At 71.0% G+C, this 16,505-nt stretch carries 16 protein-coding genes; 12 read left to right on the top strand and 4 right to left on the bottom strand.

The features are described 5' to 3' along the window. Positions 1-6: 6 nt before the first annotated feature. The 3 genes from QM772_RS15980 to xseA all read right to left on the bottom strand — a co-directional run bounded on the left by QM772_RS15980 (position 7) and on the right by xseA (position 4,441). Positions 7-2,241 carry an NADP-dependent isocitrate dehydrogenase gene (locus tag QM772_RS15980; protein WP_415138187.1) on the bottom strand — a complete coding sequence of 745 codons (2,235 nt, stop codon included), beginning with the start codon at positions 2,239-2,241 and terminating at the stop codon, positions 7-9. Positions 2,242-2,387: 146 nt separating this feature from the next. Beyond that, positions 2,388-2,969, bottom strand: coding sequence for a superoxide dismutase (locus tag QM772_RS15975; protein ID WP_415138185.1), 582 nt, complete (start codon positions 2,967-2,969; stop codon positions 2,388-2,390). 77 nt (positions 2,970-3,046) lie between these two features. Continuing rightward, the gene (xseA, locus tag QM772_RS15970) at positions 3,047-4,441 is read right to left on the bottom strand and encodes an exodeoxyribonuclease VII large subunit (protein WP_415138183.1); all 1,395 of its coding nucleotides are present in this window, start codon (positions 4,439-4,441) and stop codon (positions 3,047-3,049) included. Positions 4,442-4,793: 352 nt separating this feature from the next. Between xseA and QM772_RS15965 the strand changes: the two genes are divergently transcribed. The 7 genes from QM772_RS15965 (at position 4,794) to adk (ending at position 10,702) form a co-directional block, all read left to right on the top strand. After that, a complete protein-coding gene (locus QM772_RS15965) occupies positions 4,794-5,447 on the top strand; it encodes a MotA/TolQ/ExbB proton channel family protein (RefSeq protein WP_415138181.1) in 654 nt (217 codons plus the stop codon). Next, a complete protein-coding gene (locus QM772_RS15960) occupies positions 5,444-5,860 on the top strand; it encodes an ExbD/TolR family protein (RefSeq protein WP_415138179.1) in 417 nt (138 codons plus the stop codon). Before QM772_RS15965 ends, QM772_RS15960 begins: the two co-directional genes overlap by 4 nt. A gap of 268 nt (positions 5,861-6,128) precedes the next feature. After that, entirely contained in the window at positions 6,129-7,148 is a 1,020-nt protein-coding gene (gene lpxK, locus QM772_RS15955; protein WP_415138177.1) for a tetraacyldisaccharide 4'-kinase, read from the top strand. Positions 7,149-7,155: 7 nt separating this feature from the next. Beyond that, positions 7,156-7,365 carry a Trm112 family protein gene (locus QM772_RS15950; protein ID WP_415138175.1) on the top strand — a complete coding sequence of 70 codons (210 nt, stop codon included), beginning with the start codon at positions 7,156-7,158 and terminating at the stop codon, positions 7,363-7,365. A gap of 14 nt (positions 7,366-7,379) precedes the next feature. Then, entirely contained in the window at positions 7,380-9,113 is a 1,734-nt protein-coding gene (locus QM772_RS15945; protein ID WP_415138173.1) for a carboxylesterase/lipase family protein, read from the top strand. Between the two features lie 28 nt (positions 9,114-9,141). Further along, entirely contained in the window at positions 9,142-9,897 is a 756-nt protein-coding gene (gene kdsB, locus QM772_RS15940) for a 3-deoxy-manno-octulosonate cytidylyltransferase (protein ID WP_415138171.1), read from the top strand. Positions 9,898-10,045: 148 nt separating this feature from the next. Further along, the gene (gene adk, locus QM772_RS15935) at positions 10,046-10,702 is read left to right on the top strand and encodes an adenylate kinase (RefSeq protein ID WP_415138169.1); all 657 of its coding nucleotides are present in this window, start codon (positions 10,046-10,048) and stop codon (positions 10,700-10,702) included. Positions 10,703-10,768: 66 nt separating this feature from the next. Here the strand turns inward: adk and QM772_RS15930 are convergent, their stop codons facing one another. After that, the gene (locus QM772_RS15930) at positions 10,769-11,176 is read right to left on the bottom strand and encodes a CAP domain-containing protein (protein WP_415138167.1); all 408 of its coding nucleotides are present in this window, start codon (positions 11,174-11,176) and stop codon (positions 10,769-10,771) included. A 532-nt stretch (positions 11,177-11,708) separates the two neighbouring features. On the opposite strand from QM772_RS15930, the gene lexA reads away from it, so the two are divergent. The 5 genes from lexA (at position 11,709) to QM772_RS15905 (ending at position 16,420) form a co-directional block, all read left to right on the top strand. Further along, the gene (gene lexA, locus QM772_RS15925; protein WP_415138165.1) at positions 11,709-12,374 is read left to right on the top strand and encodes a transcriptional repressor LexA; all 666 of its coding nucleotides are present in this window, start codon (positions 11,709-11,711) and stop codon (positions 12,372-12,374) included. Between the two features lie 132 nt (positions 12,375-12,506). Then, on the top strand, positions 12,507-12,749 hold the full coding sequence (locus QM772_RS15920) for a hypothetical protein (protein ID WP_415138163.1): 243 nt from the start codon (positions 12,507-12,509) through the stop codon (positions 12,747-12,749). Between the two features lie 72 nt (positions 12,750-12,821). Continuing rightward, a complete protein-coding gene (locus QM772_RS15915; RefSeq protein ID WP_415138161.1) occupies positions 12,822-13,829 on the top strand; it encodes a D-2-hydroxyacid dehydrogenase family protein in 1,008 nt (335 codons plus the stop codon). A 102-nt stretch (positions 13,830-13,931) separates the two neighbouring features. Beyond that, positions 13,932-15,455, top strand: a complete 1,524-nt coding sequence (locus QM772_RS15910) for a 3-hydroxyacyl-CoA dehydrogenase (RefSeq protein WP_415138159.1) — start codon at positions 13,932-13,934, stop codon at positions 15,453-15,455. A 185-nt stretch (positions 15,456-15,640) separates the two neighbouring features. Then, on the top strand, positions 15,641-16,420 hold the full coding sequence (locus tag QM772_RS15905) for an oxepin-CoA hydrolase, alternative type (RefSeq protein WP_415138157.1): 780 nt from the start codon (positions 15,641-15,643) through the stop codon (positions 16,418-16,420). The last annotated feature ends 85 nt before the right edge of the window (positions 16,421-16,505 follow it).

Here is a 16,505-nt window from a genome sequence, read left to right as displayed (position 1 = left end):
CCCGGCTCAAGCCAGCGCAGCCAGCGCCTTGTTCAGCGTGGCGCTGGGGCGCATCACGGCGTCGAGCTTGACGAGGTCGGGCATGTAGTAGCCGCCGATGTCGGCCGGCTTGCCCTGCACGTCGGCCAGCTCCTTGACGATGGCCTGCTCGCTGTCGGCCAGCGCCTTGGCCAGCGGCTTGAACTTGGCGGCCAGCTCGGCGTCCTCGGTCTGCGCGGCCAGCTCCTGCGCCCAGTACAGCGCCAGGTAGAAGTGGCTGCCGCGGTTGTCGAGCTGGCCGGTCTTGGGAGACGGGCCCTTGTTGTTGTCGAGCAGCTTGCCGGTGGCGGCGTCCAGCGCCTTGCCCAGCAGCTTGGCCTTGCCGTTGCCGGCCTTGATGCCCAGCTCTTCCAGGCTCACCGCCAGCGCCAGGAACTCGCCCAGCGAATCCCAGCGCAGGTGGTTCTCCTCCACGAGCTGCTGCACGTGCTTGGGCGCCGAGCCGCCCGCGCCCGTCTCGTACATGCCGCCGCCGGCCATCAGCGGCACGATGGAGAGCATCTTGGCGCTGGTGCCCAGCTCCATGATCGGGAACAGGTCGGTCAGGTAGTCGCGCAGGATGTTGCCGGTGGCGCTGATGGTGTCCAGCCCGCGGATCACGCGCTCCAGCGTGTAGCGCATGGCGCGCACCTGACTCATGATCTCGATGTGCAGGCCGTTGGTGTCGTGCTCGTGCAGGTACATCTTGACCTTGGTGATGAGCTGCGCCTCGTGCGGGCGGTACGGATCGAGCCAGAACACCACCGGCATGCCGGACTGGCGCGCGCGCGTCACGGCCAGCTTCACCCAGTCGCGGATGGCGGCGTCCTTGACCTGGCACATGCGCCAGATGTCGCCCTGCTCCACGTTCTGGCTCATCAGCACCTCGCCGGTGTCCAGGTCGGTGATGTTGGCCACGCCGTCCTCGGGGATCTCGAAGGTCTTGTCGTGCGAGCCGTATTCCTCGGCCTGCTGCGCCATCAGGCCGACGTTGGGCACGGTGCCCATGGTGCGGGGATCGAACGCGCCGTGCCACTTGCAGAAGTTGATCATCTCCTGGTAGATGCGGGCGAAGGTGCTCTCGGGCATCACGGCCTTGACGTCCTTCAGGCGGCCGTCGGCGCCCCACATCTTGCCGCCGTTGCGGATCATGGCGGGCATGGAGGCGTCCACGATCACGTCGTTGGGCGAGTGGAAGTTGGTGATGCCCTTGGCCGAATCGACCATCGCCAGCTCGGGGCGGTGCTCGTGGCAGGCATGCAGGTCGCGCTTGATCTCGTCCTGCTGGCTCTGCGGCAGCGTGGCGATCTTGTTGTACAGATCGACCATGCCGTTGTTGACGTTCACGCCCAGCTCGTCGAACAGCTTGGCGTGCTTGGCGAACGCTTCCTTGTAGAAGATGCGCACGCAGTGGCCGAACACGATCGGGTGCGAAACCTTCATCATCGTGGCCTTGACGTGCAGCGAGAACATCACGCCGGTCTTGCGCGCGTCCTCGATCTCCTTCTCGTAGAAGGCCAGCAGCGCCTTCTTGCTCATGAACATGGAGTCGATCACCTCGCGGTCCTGCAACGCCACCCTGGGCTTGAGCACGATGGTCTTGCCGCTCTTGGTGACCAGCTCCATCTTGACGTTGCGCGCGCGGTCCAGCGTCATCGACTTTTCGCCGCTGTAGAAGTCGCCGCTGTGCATGTGCGAGACGTGGCTGCGCGAGGCCTGGCTCCACTCGGCCATGCTGTGCGGGTTCTTGCGCGCGTATTCCTTGACGGCGCGGGGCGCGCGGCGATCGGAGTTGCCCTCGCGCAGCACCGGGTTCACGGCGCTGCCGATGCACTTGTTGTAGCGCGCGCGGATGTCCTTTTCCTCGTCGGTCTTCGGGTTCTCGGGGAAGTCGGGGATCTTGTAGCCCTTGCCCTGCAGTTCCTTGATGGCCGCCTTGAGCTGCGCCACCGAGGCGCTGATGTTGGGCAGCTTGATGATGTTGGCCTCGGGCTTGAGGGTGAGCCTGCCCAGCTCGGTCAGGTTGTCGGGCACGCGCTGGGCCTCGGTCAGGCATTCCGGGAACTGGCCCAGGATGCGGCCAGCCACCGAGATGTCGCTGGTTTCCACCGTCACGCCGGCGGGCGCGGTGAAGGCGCGGATGATGGGCAGCAGCGACGCGGTGGCCAGCAGGGGCGCTTCGTCGGTCAGGGTGTAGACGATGGTGGACTGGGGGGTGCTCATGCTGGGTTCTCCGGAATTCATTCTTGGGGTGGTGGCCGATCGATGCGCGAAAACGCACAGCGTACATCATGACAGGGGCCGCTTACGGGCCGCTGAGCCATAAAAAAAAGCCGCCCGAAGGCGGCTTGCCGGCACAGGCGGGGCGTTCAGCCGTAGTTCTTGGCCGCGAAGTCCCAGTTGGCCAGCTTGTCGAAGAAGGTCTCGACGAACTTCTGGCGCAGGTTGCGGTAGTCGATGTAGTAGGCGTGCTCCCACACGTCCACCGTCAGCACCGGGGTGTCGCCGGTGGTCAGCGGGGTGCCGGCGGCGCCCATGTTGACGATGTCCACGCTGCCGTCGGCCTTTTTCACCAGCCAGGTCCAGCCGCTGCCGAAGTTGCCGACGGCGCTGGTGACGAAGGCTTTCTTGAAGTCGGCGAAGCTGCCCCATTTCTTGGTGATAGCCGCGGCCAGCGCGCCGGTGGGCTCGCCGCCGCCGTTCGGCTTCATGCAGTGCCAGAAGAAGGTGTGGTTCCAGATCTGCGCGGCCTGGTTGTAGATGCCGCCCTGGGCCTTCTTGATCACGTCTTCGAGCTCCATGTGCTCGAACTCGGTGCCCTTTTGCAGCTCATTGAGCTTGTCCACGTAAGCCTTGTGGTGCTTGTCGTGGTGGTATTCCAGCGTTTCCTTGCTGTACGCGGGAGCGAGCGCGTCGTGGGGATAGGGCAGGGGCGGCAGTACGCGTTCCATCGTGGGATCCTTTTGTCGTGGGTTGTAAGGGTCGCAGGGCGATCTTAGGTCGCCTGGCGCCGGTCGATTGTAGGAACTCAGCGCAACCTCTGACGCACCACGGTCATATCGACCTGCCCGTCGGCCAGCGTGGCGGCCACGGCCTGCCCGGGCTCGGCCTGCGCGGCGCGGGTGAGCGGGCGGCCGCCCTCGTCGGCCAGCCAGGCGTAGCCGCGCTCCAGCACGCGGCGCGGGTCGAGCGCGGCCAGGCGCAGCTCGGCGCGGTGCAGGCGCTCGTGCGCGGCCTCGCCCTGGCGCGCCAGGGCGGCGGGCAGGCGCTCGGCCAGGCGGGCCAGGTGGGCCTGCCCGGCGGCCAGCGGGGGGACGGCGGCGCGCGGCAGGCGCTCGCCGGCGCGGTCGAGGCGCGTGCGCTCGCGCTCCAGCCGCAGGGCCAGGGCGTGGCGCAGGCGCGCGGCGTGGCGCTCCAGCCGGGTGCGCTCGGCGGCGACGGCGGACGAAGGCCGCCCCAGGCGCCCGGCCAACCAGTCGATGCGCTGGGCCTCGGCGTCGAGCCGGCCGCGCAAGGCACGCGCCAGGCGCTCGGCCGTGGCCTCCACGCCGGCCAGCCACTGCGCGCGCGGCGGGCTGACCAGCTCGGCCGCCGCCGTGGGCGTGGGCGCGCGCAGGTCGGCCACGAAGTCGGCGATGGTGAAGTCGGTCTCGTGCCCCACGCCGGCGATCACCGGCACCGGGCTGGCGGCGATGGCGCGGGCGAGCTGCTCGTCGTTGAAGGCCCACAGGTCCTCGATCGAGCCGCCGCCGCGCACCAGCAGGATGACATCGATCTTATGAGCCGAATCGGCCTCCAGCGCCCGTCCACCCTGCGCCAGCAGATACAGTTTTTGTAGCGCCGCACGCAGTTCGGCCGGCGCGCCGGCGCCCTGCACCGCGGCCGGCGCCAGCAGCACGGGGATGTGCGGCACGCGCCGCGCCAGCGCCGTCAGCACGTCGTGCAGCGCCGCCGCGCCGGGTGAGGTGACCAGGCCGATGCCGCGCGGCAGCGCCGGCAGCGCGCGCTTGCGGGCGGGGTCGAACAGGCCCTCGGCTTCCAGCCTGGCCTTGAGGCGCAGGAACTGCTCGAACAGCGCGCCCTGGCCGGCGCGCGCCATCGACTCCACCACCAGTTGCAGGTCGCCGCGCGGCTCATAGACCGTCAGGCGGCCGCGCAGCTCGACCTGGTCGCCCTCGCGCGGGTTGAAGTCCAGCAGCGCGGCGGCGCGGCGGAACATGGCGCAGCGCAGCTGGCCGGCGGCGTCCTTCAGCGCGAAGTAGCAGTGCCCGCTGGCCGCGCGGGTGAAGCCCGAGACCTCGCCGCGCACCGCGACGGGGTTGAAGCGCGCGTCCAGCGCGTCCGCGGCGGCGCGCGCCAGCGCCCCGACTTGCCACACGCGCGGCGCCGTTGCTGGGCCTGGGCCGAGAAAGCCAGTGTTCATGCGGGCTGGCGGGATGTTGGCGCACGCGCGCCTGCCCGACTACTCCACACGGCGGCGCCTGCGGCGAAGCCATCGCCACCGGTCGGGCGGCGAGCACGAGAGTACGTGCAAGTTATTGATTTTTCTTGTATTTTTCGTGCCCATCGCTTCAGCAATTCGTCACGGAGCCAGTATTGGCGCGGCCTGGGCGCCGACAGCCAGGGGTTCTTCACAAAGTTATCCACAGAATGTGTGCATGGGCGAGGCGGCCCGGCGGATAGCGTGCGCCATAATCGCCGGCTGGCGCCTTGAGGCTCCTTCCGCTGCCGGCCCGACCCGCCGCGCGGCGCGCGCACCACGGAGAGAACCACCCTTGATTTCGATCATACAAGCCGCCGGCTGGCCGATCTGGCCGCTGATCCTGTGCTCCATCCTGGCGCTGGCCTTCATCGTCGAGCGCGCCGTCAAGCTCAAGCGTGCCCGCATCCTCTCGCCCGGTCTGGTGGACGAGGCCATCGGCGTCTCGCGCGAGGCGGTGCCGGCGCCCGACACGGTGAACCAGCTCGCCGCGCACTCCGCGCTGGGCGAGGTGCTGGCCGCCGGCTGGCGCGCCATCAACCAGAACCCGCGCTGCACCGCTCAGGACATGCGCGCCGCCATGGAAGGCGCCGGCCGCGAGGTCGCGCACCGGCTGGAGCGCTACCTGCCGGCCATCGCCACCATCGCCTCGGCGGCGCCGCTGCTGGGCCTGCTGGGCACGGTGATCGGCATGATCGAGATCTTCGGCTCGCAGGCGCCGAGCGGCGCGCTGTCGGGCGGCAACCCGGCGCAGCTGGCGCACGGCATCTCGGTGGCGCTGTACAACACCGCGTTCGGGCTGGTCATCGCCATTCCGGCGCTGATCTGCTGGCGCTACTTCCGCAGCAAGGTGGACGGCTACGTGCTGGAGCTGGAGCTGTCGGCCGAGCGCTTCGCCCGCCACCTGGAGCGCCTGTGCCCGGGCGGCGCCAACGGGGCCGCGCGGTGAAGTTCCGCCCGCACCCGCCCGAGGAGCCGGAGATCAACCTGATCCCGTTCATCGACGTGCTGCTGGTGATCCTGATCTTCCTGATGCTGACCACCACCTACAGCAAGTTCACCGAGCTGCAGGTGCTGCTGCCGGTGGCCGACGCCGACGCCGCGCGCGACCGGCCCAAGGAGATCATCGTCGCCGTCGCCGCCGACGGCCGCTACGCCGTCAACAAGCAGCCGCTTCAGGCGCGCAGCGTGGACGCGGTGGCCAGCGCGCTGCGCGGGCTGGCCAGCCAGGACAGCATCCTCATCATCAGCGCCGACGCCGCCGCGCCCGTGCAGGCCGTGGTCACGGCGATGGACGCCGCCCGCCGCGAAGGGCTGACGCGCATCACCTTCGCCGCGCAGACCAGCGGCAACGCGCGCTGACGCACCAGGGCCTGTGAACGCTATGGGAGGGGTCGCGAAGCTCGGCACAGCCCGCCCATCAAGGCGCGCGACGCCGTGCGTACGCCGGCAACGCCGAGGGGCCGGCCGTGCCCAGCTTCCCTTCGGGTGGCCTCGCCCAGGGGCCGTCTGCGGCGTTGCCCGCGCTTGCAAGGCGCCGGCCTTGCCGCGCACGGGTGCCTGGCATCCAGCCCCTGGGCGAGGCAACGCGATCCCCTCCCATAGCGTTCACAGGCCCTAAGCGCGCGCCATGCGCCGCGGCGCCCTCGAACACCGCCTGCGCGCCGCCTGGCAGCGGCGCGGACCGCTGGCCTGCGGGCTGTGGCCGCTGTCCCTGCTCTATGGCGCGCTGGCGGCGCTGCGCCGCGCGGCCTACCGGCGCGGCTGGGCGCGGGCCGAACGGCTGCCGGTGCCGGTGATCGTGGTCGGCAACGTCGTTGCCGGCGGCGCCGGCAAGACGCCGGCCACGCTGGCCATCGCCGAACACCTGAAGGCGCGCGGCTGGCGCCCCGGCATCGTCTCGCGCGGCCACGGACGCACCGACGGCGGCTGCCGCGAGGTCACGCCCGACGCCGACCCGCGCGCCGTGGGCGACGAGCCGCTGCTGCTCGCCCGCCGCGCCGGCGTGCCGGTGTTCGTGGCGCGCTGCCGCGCCGAGGCCGGCCGCGCCCTGCTGGCCGCCCACCCCGGCACCGACGTGCTGCTGTGCGACGACGGCCTGCAGCACCTGGCGCTGGCGCGCGACGTGGAGGTGTGCGTGTTCGGCGGCGACGGCATCGGCAACGGCTGGCTGCTGCCCGCCGGCCCGCTGCGCGAGCCCTGGCCGCGCGCCGCCGATGCCGTGCTGTACGGCGGCGCCCGGCCGCCTGAAAACGGCGCGCCAGCCTTCGCGCAGCGGCGCGCGCTGGCGCCCGAGGCCATGCGCGCCGACGGCACGCGTGTGCCGCTGGCCAGCCTGCGCGGCCAGCCCGTACACGCACTGGCGGCCATCGCGCGGCCCGAAGACTTCTTCGCCATGCTGCGCGCCGCCGGCCTGGCGCTGGCCCGCTGCGAAGCGTTGCCAGATCACTACGATTTCAATAGCTGGCAGCGCCCGTCAGACAAGCGCCAGGAGCTGATTTGCACCGAAAAAGATGCTGTGAAGCTGTGGCGCCTTTGGCCCGACGCCCTGGCGGTGCCGCTGGCACTGGAGCTGCCGCCCGCGCTCTTCGCCGCGCTGGACGCCGCGCTGGCCGCGCGGGGCTATCATCCCAGCCCACCTTCCTCCTGACCCGCGCATGGACCCGAAACTGCTCGAACTGCTGGTCTGCCCCGTCACCAAGGGCCCGCTCGACCACGACCGCGAGAAGCACGAGCTGATCTCGCGCTCGGCCCGCCTGGCCTACCCGGTGCGCGACGGCATCCCGATCATGCTGGAGAGCGAGGCGCGCGCGCTGTCGGACGAGGAACTGGCCGCCCTGCCGCCGCGCACGCCGCTGGTCGGCTGAAAGGAAACCAGCCCATGGAACCGCTCCCCCGCCAGGGCCGCCCCGGCGCCTGCGGCAGCACGCCGCCGCAGATCCGCGACACCGCCTACGGCCGGGTCGAGGGCGTCGACGACAGCGCCGGCTCGGGCACCTATTTCTGGAAAGGCATCCCCTTCGCCAAGGCCCCGGAGGGCGCGCTGCGCTGGAAGGCGCCGGTCGAGCCCGCCGCGTGGACGGGCACGCTGCCCGCCAAGGCCTTCGGGCCGTCCTGCATCCAGAACCCGCGCCTCTACAGCCCGGGCAACGCCAACACCTTCGACGCCACCGTGGGCGACAACCTGGCCAGCGGCCACACGCCGGGCAGCGAGGACTGCCTGTCGCTCAACATCTGGCGCCCCGCCACCGGCGCCACCGGCCTGCCGGTGATCGTCTTCATCCACGGCGGCAGCAACATCACCGGCTACAGCGGCGACCCGACGTACGACGGCGCGGCGCTGGCCAAAAAAGCCAACGCGGTGGTCGTCACCGCCAACTACCGGCTCGGCCAGCTCGGCTTCTTCCGCCACCCGGCGCTGCGCGACGCCGCCGCCGACCCGAGCCTGACGGCCGACGACCAGTCCGGCAACTTCGCGGTGCTCGACATCATCCAGGCGCTGAAGTTCGTGCAGGGCAGCATCGACCGCTTCGGCGGCGATAGCGGCAACGTCACGCTGTCGGGCCAGTCGGCCGGCGCCATCGACATCCTGGCCGTGCTCACCGCGCCTAGCCGGCGCACGGCCGGGCTGTTCCACAGGCTGGCGCCGCTGTCGGGCGGCATCTCGCTGGGCACCAGCCCGGGCTTTCCGCAGCCGGTCAACGACCTGGCGGGCAACAAAGGCTACATCCCCATCGTCAGCCCCGTGCCCGTGCACGAGGCGCTGGCCAACCTGCTGCTGCTGAAGCTGCTGATCGACGACGGCAGCGCCGCCGACGCCGCGGCGGCCACGGCCTGGGTGCAGGGCCGCGCCAGCGCCGAGATCGCCGCCTACCTGCGCGGCAAGCCGGCCAGCACCTTGCTGCAGGTGGGGCTGAAGACGGTCGGGGGCCTGGGCAACTCCACCGCGTGCGGGCCGATCCCCGAAGGCACGGTGGTCGCCACCGACCCGATCGCCGCCATCCTGGCCGGCGACTACGTCCAGGTGCCGGTGCTGGCGGGCCTGACGGCCAGCGAAACCACGCTGCTGTCCGCCTTCCTGCCGCTGGTCGGCCATGCGCCGGGCATCAAGCTGCCCGAGCCGCAGCTGTTCCAGACCTTGTTCGACCCGGCGAAGGCCGCGTCCGCCACCTTCGGCAGCGTCATCCACCCGTCCTATCCTGATGCGGCCGCCTACCACGCCGCGGTGGCCGAGCTGGACGCCAGGTTCTTCGTCGCCGCGCGCGACAACCTGCTGGACGCGCTCGCCACGCGCACCCCCAGCCAGGTATGGAGCTACCGCTTCGACTGGCGGCGCGAGCCCGCGCCGTGGAACGACATCTACGGCGCCGCGCACGCGTTCGACCTGCCGTTCCTGTTCGGCAACTTCGGCCCCTCGCTGTATGCGAACGTGGTCGTCAGCGCCGCCAACCAGCCCGGGCGGCTGGCGCTGTCCGACGCGATGATGTCCGCGCTGGCCGCGTTCGCGCGCACCGGCGACCCCAACGACCCGGCGCTGGGCACGGCGTGGCCGAACTGGCCCCGCAAGCTGGTCTTCGACGCGTCGGACACGGCGCGCCGCATCTCGGTGCAATGACCACGGCCCGCAGCCGCCGCGCAGCGCCATGAGCTTCACCGTCCTCATCCCCGCCCGGCTGGCCTCCACCCGGCTGCCCAACAAGCCGCTGGCCGACATCGCCGGCAAGCCGATGGTGGTGCGCGTGGCCGAGCGGGCCGAGCTGTCGGGCGCCGCCCAGGTGGTGGTGGCCGCCGACGCGCCCGAGATCGTCGCCGCCTGCGCCGCGCACGGCGTGCGCGCCGTGCCCACCCGCGCCGACCACCCGAGCGGCAGCGACCGCCTGGCCGAAGCCTGCGAGCTGCTCGGCCTGGACGGCGGCGACGTGGTGGTCAACGTGCAGGGCGACGAGCCGCTGATCGACCCCGCGCTCATCGACGCCGTCGCGGGTTTATTGCAAAAACAGCCGCTGGCGCCCGTCAGCACTGCGGCGCACGCTATAAAAACCGTAGAAGATTTCACCAACCCCAACGTCGTGAAAGTGGTGCTGGACGCGCAGGGCCTGGCGCTCGCCTTCAGCCGCGCGCCGCTGCCCTGGTGGCGCGACGGCTTCGCCGGCGGCATCACCCGGCTGCCCGCGCAGCCGGCGCCGCTGCGCCACATCGGCCTCTACGGCTATCGGGCGGGCTTCCTGCGCGGCTTTCCCGCGCTGCCGCCGGCGCCGCTGGAGCAGTGCGAGGCACTGGAGCAGCTGCGCGTGCTGTGGCACGGCCACCGCATCGCCGTGCACGTGGCGGCCGAGGCCCCCGGCCCGGGCGTGGACACGCCGCAGGACCTGGCGCGCGTGCGCGACTTGTTCGCCTGAGCGCGCCGGGCCGCTCCCAAGCGCCCACCCCGCAGCACGCGCGGAAGCGCCGTCCAGTGTGTGCGCGTGCTATTCTTGGCCGCTTGATCCCGACCACGCACCACCTACAAAGCGGCGAGACACCGCCCACTTCCACCCGAGGAGCAAGATGAGACTGATTCTTCTGGGCCCGCCCGGCGCCGGCAAAGGCACGCAGGCCACCTTCATCTGCCAGAAGTACGGCATCCCGCAGATCTCCACCGGCGACATGCTGCGCGCCGCCGTCAAGGCCGGCACGCCGCTGGGCCAGCAGGCCGAGAGCGTGATGAAGTCCGGCGGCCTGGTCAGCGACGAGCTGATCATCAACCTGGTGAAGGAGCGCATCGCCCAACCCGACTGCGCCAACGGCTTCCTGTTCGACGGCTTCCCGCGCACCATCCCGCAGGCCGAGGCCATGAAGGCCGCCGGCGTCAAGCTCGACTGCGTGCTGGAGATCGACGTGCCCTTCGACGCCATCATCGAGCGCATGAGCGGCCGCCGCCAGCACCCGCCCTCGGGCCGCACCTACCACGTCAAGTTCAACCCGCCCAAGGTGGACGGCCAGGACGACGTCACCGGCGAGCCGCTGGTGCAGCGCGCCGACGACCAGGAAGACACCGTGCGCAAGCGCCTGGAGATCTACAGCCAGCAGACGCGCCCGCTGGTCGAGTACTACAGCGCCTGGGCCAAGGCCGACCCGGCCGCCGCGCCCCGCTACCGCAAGATCAGCGGCACCGGCTCGGTGGAGGAGATCAAGGCCCGCGCGCTGGCCGCGTTGTCGAACTGAGCCGCCCCCGCCCCAAGCGAACGCCCCGGCGCCGTCATGGCGCCGGGGCGTTTCGCATGGGCGGCGTCAGGGCCGCCCGAGATCGATCGTCCAGTAGTAGCGGTAGGTGGCGCTGGCGTTGTACATGCACGAGCCGCCGACGTGCACGTAGGTGGCGCTCATCATGGCCTGGCAGTGGCTCGGGCTGGCGACCCATTGGCTCACCGTGGCCGCGACGGTCGAGTTGCCGGCGGCGATGTTCTCGGCGAGGGCCGACCACGCGTAGCCCGCCGCGTTGACGCGGCTGGTCAGGGTGCTGCCGCCGGTGCCGACGTGGTCGAAGAAATTGTTGGCCGCCATGTCGGCGGAATGCCCGGCGGCTGCGCTGGCCAGCGCCGAGTTCCAGGACAGCGCGGATGCGGCCGGCATGGCCGTACTGCCGCAACTGCGCGCCTGCGCCCGCACCGCGTTGATGGCGGCCAGCAGATCGCCCATGTCGCCGCAGGCACTGGCGCCCGCGGCCGGCGACGGCGCGGGCGTGGGCGACGGTGTAGGCGACGGTGTAGGCGCGGGCGACGGTGTGGGCGACGGGCTCGGCGCAGGTGGCGCGGGCGTCGCCGGCGAAGGGGCGGGCACAGGCGCAGCCGGGGACGCGGGCGTTGGCGACGGTGCCGGCTCCGGTGACGGCGACGCGGGCGTGGGCGTGGGCGTGGGACTTGGCGCGGTGGTATCGCCGTCACTGGCCGGCGGGTCGGCGGGCGCATCGCTGCCTCCGCCGCAGGCCACGACGGCGGAGCACAGCAGGCTGAGCAACGCGATCCGGGCGGCGCGTGAGGAGATATCGGTCGGGTGGGACATGGCGCTGAGATGGGCTAGAACGTTTTTCGGACATTGCACTGTAGCGGCACTGCCGCGCCACCGACAGGCCGAGCATCCGCGGATGCCGCCAATACGCAACTATTGCACGCACCCGAAAACTGTGCAAAACTACAGTAACTGTAGATCGATACAGCCCAAGAGGTTCGCCATGCAAGACAGTCCCAAGCTCACCGCCCGCCAGCAGCAGATCCTGCAACTGGTGCAGCACGCCATCGCCCGCACCGGCGCGCCGCCCACGCGGGCCGAGATCGCGGCGCAGTTGGGCTTCAAGTCGGCCAATGCCGCCGAGGAGCACTTGCAGGCGCTGGCGCGCAAGGGCGTGATCGAGCTGGTCAGCGGCACCTCGCGCGGCATCCGGCTGAAGGGCGCGGGCCGCGCGGCGGTGCGCGGCGACGCCTTCAGCCTGCCGCTGCCCGGCATGGCGCAGCTGGCGCTGCCGCTGATCGGCCGCGTGGCCGCCGGCTCGCCCATCCTGGCGCAGGAGCACGTCGACCAGACCTACCACCTCGAACCCACCCTGTTTCCCCAGCGCCCCGACTACCTGCTGCGCGTGCGCGGCATGTCGATGCGCGATGCCGGCATCATGGACGGCGACCTGCTGGCCGTGCAGGCCACGCGCGAGGCGCGCAACGGCCAGATCGTGGTGGCACGGCTGGGCGAGGACGTCACCGTCAAGCGCTTCCACCGCGACAGGAACCGCATCGAGCTGCACGCCGAGAACCCCGACTACCCCACCATCGTGGTGCAGCCGGGCGAGCCTTTCGAGATCGAGGGCCTGGCCGTGGGCCTGATCCGCAACAGCATGCTGATGTAGCGCGCACCTTCCACCTTGCGCCGCCCAGGTGGCGGGCGTGCAGGCGATGGCGCCTTGGCCATCGCCCACACCCTGCGGCGGCGCACCCCTTGGTCAATCTCGCCTGTGTCCAACCGTCCTGAGAGGTTTTACATGGGAACGAACGTCTTTCACCTGGCCGACTACGCCGTGCCCGCCTACCGCCGCCGCGCGCGCATCGCCGCCGCGCGTCCGGTTGCCCGCGGCCCGGCCCGGCCCGCCGTGCGCGTGACGCAGCCGACCGCCGGCGCGGGGGAATTGCGCATCTCCGGCCGCCTGGTCGATGTCTGTGCCGAGCTGGAGCGCCTGGCCGCCATCGAGGCGGCGCAGACGCCGCCGCAGCCGCGCCGCGCCTGAAGGGCACGCGCACCGCCGGTTGCGCCTGGCTCGCCGTATGGCCCGCCGCGCGGCCGGCGGCACAATGCGGGGATGAACATCGTGATCCTCGACGACTATCAGGACGCCGTGCGCAAGCTGGCCTGCGCGGCCAAGCTGGAGGCCTATCCGGCCAAGGTCTACACCAACACCGTCAAGGGTCTGGGCCAGTTGTCGGTGCGCCTGCGCGACGCCGAGGTGATCGTGCTGATCCGCGAGCGCACGCAGATCACGCGCCAGCTGATCGAGAAGCTGCCGCGGCTGAAGATGATCTCGCAGACCGGCCGCGTGGGCCCCCACGTGGACGTGGCGGCCTGCACGGCGCGCGGCATCGCCGTGGCCGAGGGCGTGGGCTCGCCGGTGGCGCCGGCCGAGCTGACCTGGGCGCTGATCATGGCCGCCGCGCGGCGCCTGCCGCAATACATCGGCAACCTCAAGCACGGCGCCTGGCAGCAGTCGGGGCTGAAGGCGGCGTCGATGCCGCCCAATTTCGGCCTGGGCACGGTGCTGAGCGGGCGCACGCTGGGCATCTGGGGCTACGGCAAGACCGGCCGGCTGGTGGCCGGCTACGGCCGCGCCTTCGGCATGAACGTGATGGTCTGGGGTTCGCCCGAATCGATGGGGCGCGCGCGCGCCGACGGCTACCACGCCGCGCCCTCGCGGGCCGAGTTCTTCGCCCTGTCGGACGTGCTGTCGCTGCACCTGCGGCTGGCCGACGCCACGCGCGGCATCGTCCGGCTGGAGGACCTGGGCCGCATGAAGCCCACCGCGCTGCTGGTGAACACCTCGCGCGCCGAGCTGATCGAGCCGGACGCGCTGGTCAGCGCGCTCAACCGCGGCCGCCCCGGCATGGCGGCGGTGGACGTGTTCGAGACCGAGCCCATCCTGCAAGGCCACGCGCTGCTGCGGCTGGAGAACTGCATCTGCACGCCGCACATCGGCTACGTGGAGCAGGACAGCTACGAGCTGTACTTCGGCGCCGCGTTCGACAACGTCGTCAACTACCTGCGCGGCACGCCGACCAACATCGTCAACCCCGGCGCCTTGCAGGTCAGGCGCTGAAGCGCAGAAAGTTTTAAAGCCAAATTGGCCTCCAGCGCTCACCAGTCAAGCGCCGGCAGCTATTTTTTACATAGCAATCGTCGTGCACCATAATCTGCCGGCATGACGACTCCTCGCTTCACCACCGTGGGCATCGTGGGCACCGGCGCCATGGGCCGCGGCATCGCCCAGATCGCCGCCCAGGCCGGCAGCGCCGTGCTGCTGTTCGACACCCAGGCGGACGCCATCGCCAAGGCGCGCGATGCGCTCGGCGCGCAGTGGGACAAGCTGGCCGACAAGGGGCGGCTCGACCCCGCCCAGGCCACCGCCCACAAGGCGCGCCTGCGGCCCGCCGCCAGCCTGGCCGAGCTGGCAGGCTGCGACCTGGTGGTCGAAGCCATCGTCGAGCGGCTGGACGTGAAGAAGGCGCTGTTCGCCGAGCTGGAAGGCATCGTGCAGCCCGCCGCCGTGCTGGCCAGCAACACCTCGTCGCTGTCGGTGACAGCCATCGCGGCCGGGCTGAAGCGCCCTGAGCGCTTCGCCGGCTACCACTTCTTCAACCCGGTGCCGCTGATGAAGGTGGTGGAGGTCATCGCCGGCCTGAAGACCAGCCCAGACACCTGCGCCGCGCTGACCGACTACGCGCGCCAGATGGGCCACACGCCGGTGCAGGCGGCCGACACGCCGGGCTTCGTCGTCAACCACGCCGGGCGCGGCTACGGCACCGAGGCGCTGCGCATCGTCAGCGAGGGCGTGGCCGACTTCGCCACCATCGACCGCATCCTGAAGGACCAGGTGGGCTTCAGGCTCGGGCCGTTCGAGCTGTTCGACCTGACCGCGCTGGACGTCTCGCACCCGGTGATGGAATCCATCTACCGCCAGTACTACGACGAGCCGCGCTACCGCCCCAGCGTCATCACCGCGCAGCGGCTGGCCGGCGGCGTGGTGGGCCGCAAGTCGGGCGAGGGCTTCTACAAGTACGTGGACGGCGCCGCCCAAATGGCGCCCGAACCGCCCGTGCCGCAGGTGGCCGAGCTGCCGCCGGTGTGGGTCTCCCCCCGCGCCGCGCGCCGCGCCGAGCTGCTGCAATTGCTGAAGGACCTGGGCGCCAAGATCGAGACCGGTCCCTCGCCCTCGATGCATGCGCTGACGCTGGTGGCGCCGCTGGGCTTCGACGTCACCACCGTGGCGGTGGTCGAGCGGCTGGACCCGGCGCGCACCATCGGCATCGACCTGCTGGTGGACGACAAGGCCACCAGGCGCCGCGTGCTGGCCACCAACCCCGCCACGCGCAGCGACATGCGCGATGCCGCCCACGCGCTGTTCTCGCGCGACGGCAAGGCGGTGAGCGTGGTGCGCGACTCCGGCGGCTTCGTCACCCAGCGCGTGGTGGCCACCATCGTCAACATCGCGTCCGACATGTGCCAGCAGCGCGTGTGCAGCCCGCGGGACCTGGAGACCGCCGTCACGCTCGGCCTCGGCTATCCGCTCGGGCCCCTGGCCATGGGCGACAAGTTCGGCCCGGCCAACGTGCTGGAAGTGCTGTTCAACCTGCAAACCGTGTACGGCGACCCGCGCTACCGCCCCAGCCCCTGGCTGCGCCGGCGCGGCGCCATCGGCCTGTCGCTGCTGCACGAAGAAAGTTGATCCCCCCTGAGTCACCTTCGGTGCCTTCCCCCCAGAGGAGGGACAACGCCAATGCCCGGCGCAGGTCCGGGCGTGGCGTTCGCGGGCATGGCTTGCTCCGCAGCCCCTCTTTAGATAAAGAATATGCCGCCAGCGCCCGCCAGACAAGCGCCAGCAGCTACCGATAAAATAGCAACCGTACCACCATGACCGCCGAACTGCGCAGCACCTTCGAGGGCAGCACCATGGTGCTGACCATCCACAACCCCGAGCACCGCAACGCGCTCGGCCCCGAGATGTACGCCGCCGGCGTCGAGGCGCTGAACGCCGCCGAATCCAACCCCGACGTGCGCTGCGTCGTCATCGCCGGCGAGGGCGACATCTTCTGCGCCGGCGGCAACCTGCAGCGCCTGCAGGCCAACCGCCAGAAACCGCCCGAGGTGCAGGCGCAGAGCATCGAGGAGCTGCACACCTGGATCGAGGCCATCCGCGCCTTCCCCAAGCCCGTCGTCGCCGCCGTCGAAGGGCCGGCCGCCGGCGCGGGCTTCTCGCTGGCGCTGGCCTGCGACCTGATCGTGGCCGCGCGCAACGCGGTGTTCGTCATGGCCTACAGCAGCGTCGGACTGTCGCCCGACGGCGGCGGCAGCTGGAGCCTGTCGCGCGCGCTGCCGCGCCAATTGGTGACCGAGCTGCTGATGCTGGGCGAGCGCATTGGCGCCCAGCGCCTGCACGAGCTGGGCGTGGTGGGCCGCCTGTGCGACGCCGGCCAGGCGCTGGGCACCGCGCTGGACTGGGCGGCCAGGCTCGGCGCGCGCGCACCCAACGTCCTGACCAGCATCAAGGAACTGATCAACGAAGCCAGCGCCAACGACCTGCCCACGCAACTGGCGCTGGAGCGCGAGCACTTCGTGAAGAACCTGCACCACGCCAACGGCGGCATCGGCATCGCGGCGTTCCTTTCCCGGCAGACCCCGCGCTACGAGTGAATGACAGATGACCACCCGGCTGGCGCCCGGGCATGTCCAATGACGGGATAGGTCATTCGTCATCGAAGCGCAGCGATGTCATTCG

The sequence above is a fragment of the Ottowia sp. genome, from assembly GCF_047601385.1.
Lineage (GTDB): Bacteria > Pseudomonadota > Gammaproteobacteria > Burkholderiales > Burkholderiaceae_C > Ottowia.
The sequence above is the reverse complement of the archived record's forward strand: the minus strand, read 5'-3'. Positions and strand labels throughout refer to the sequence as shown.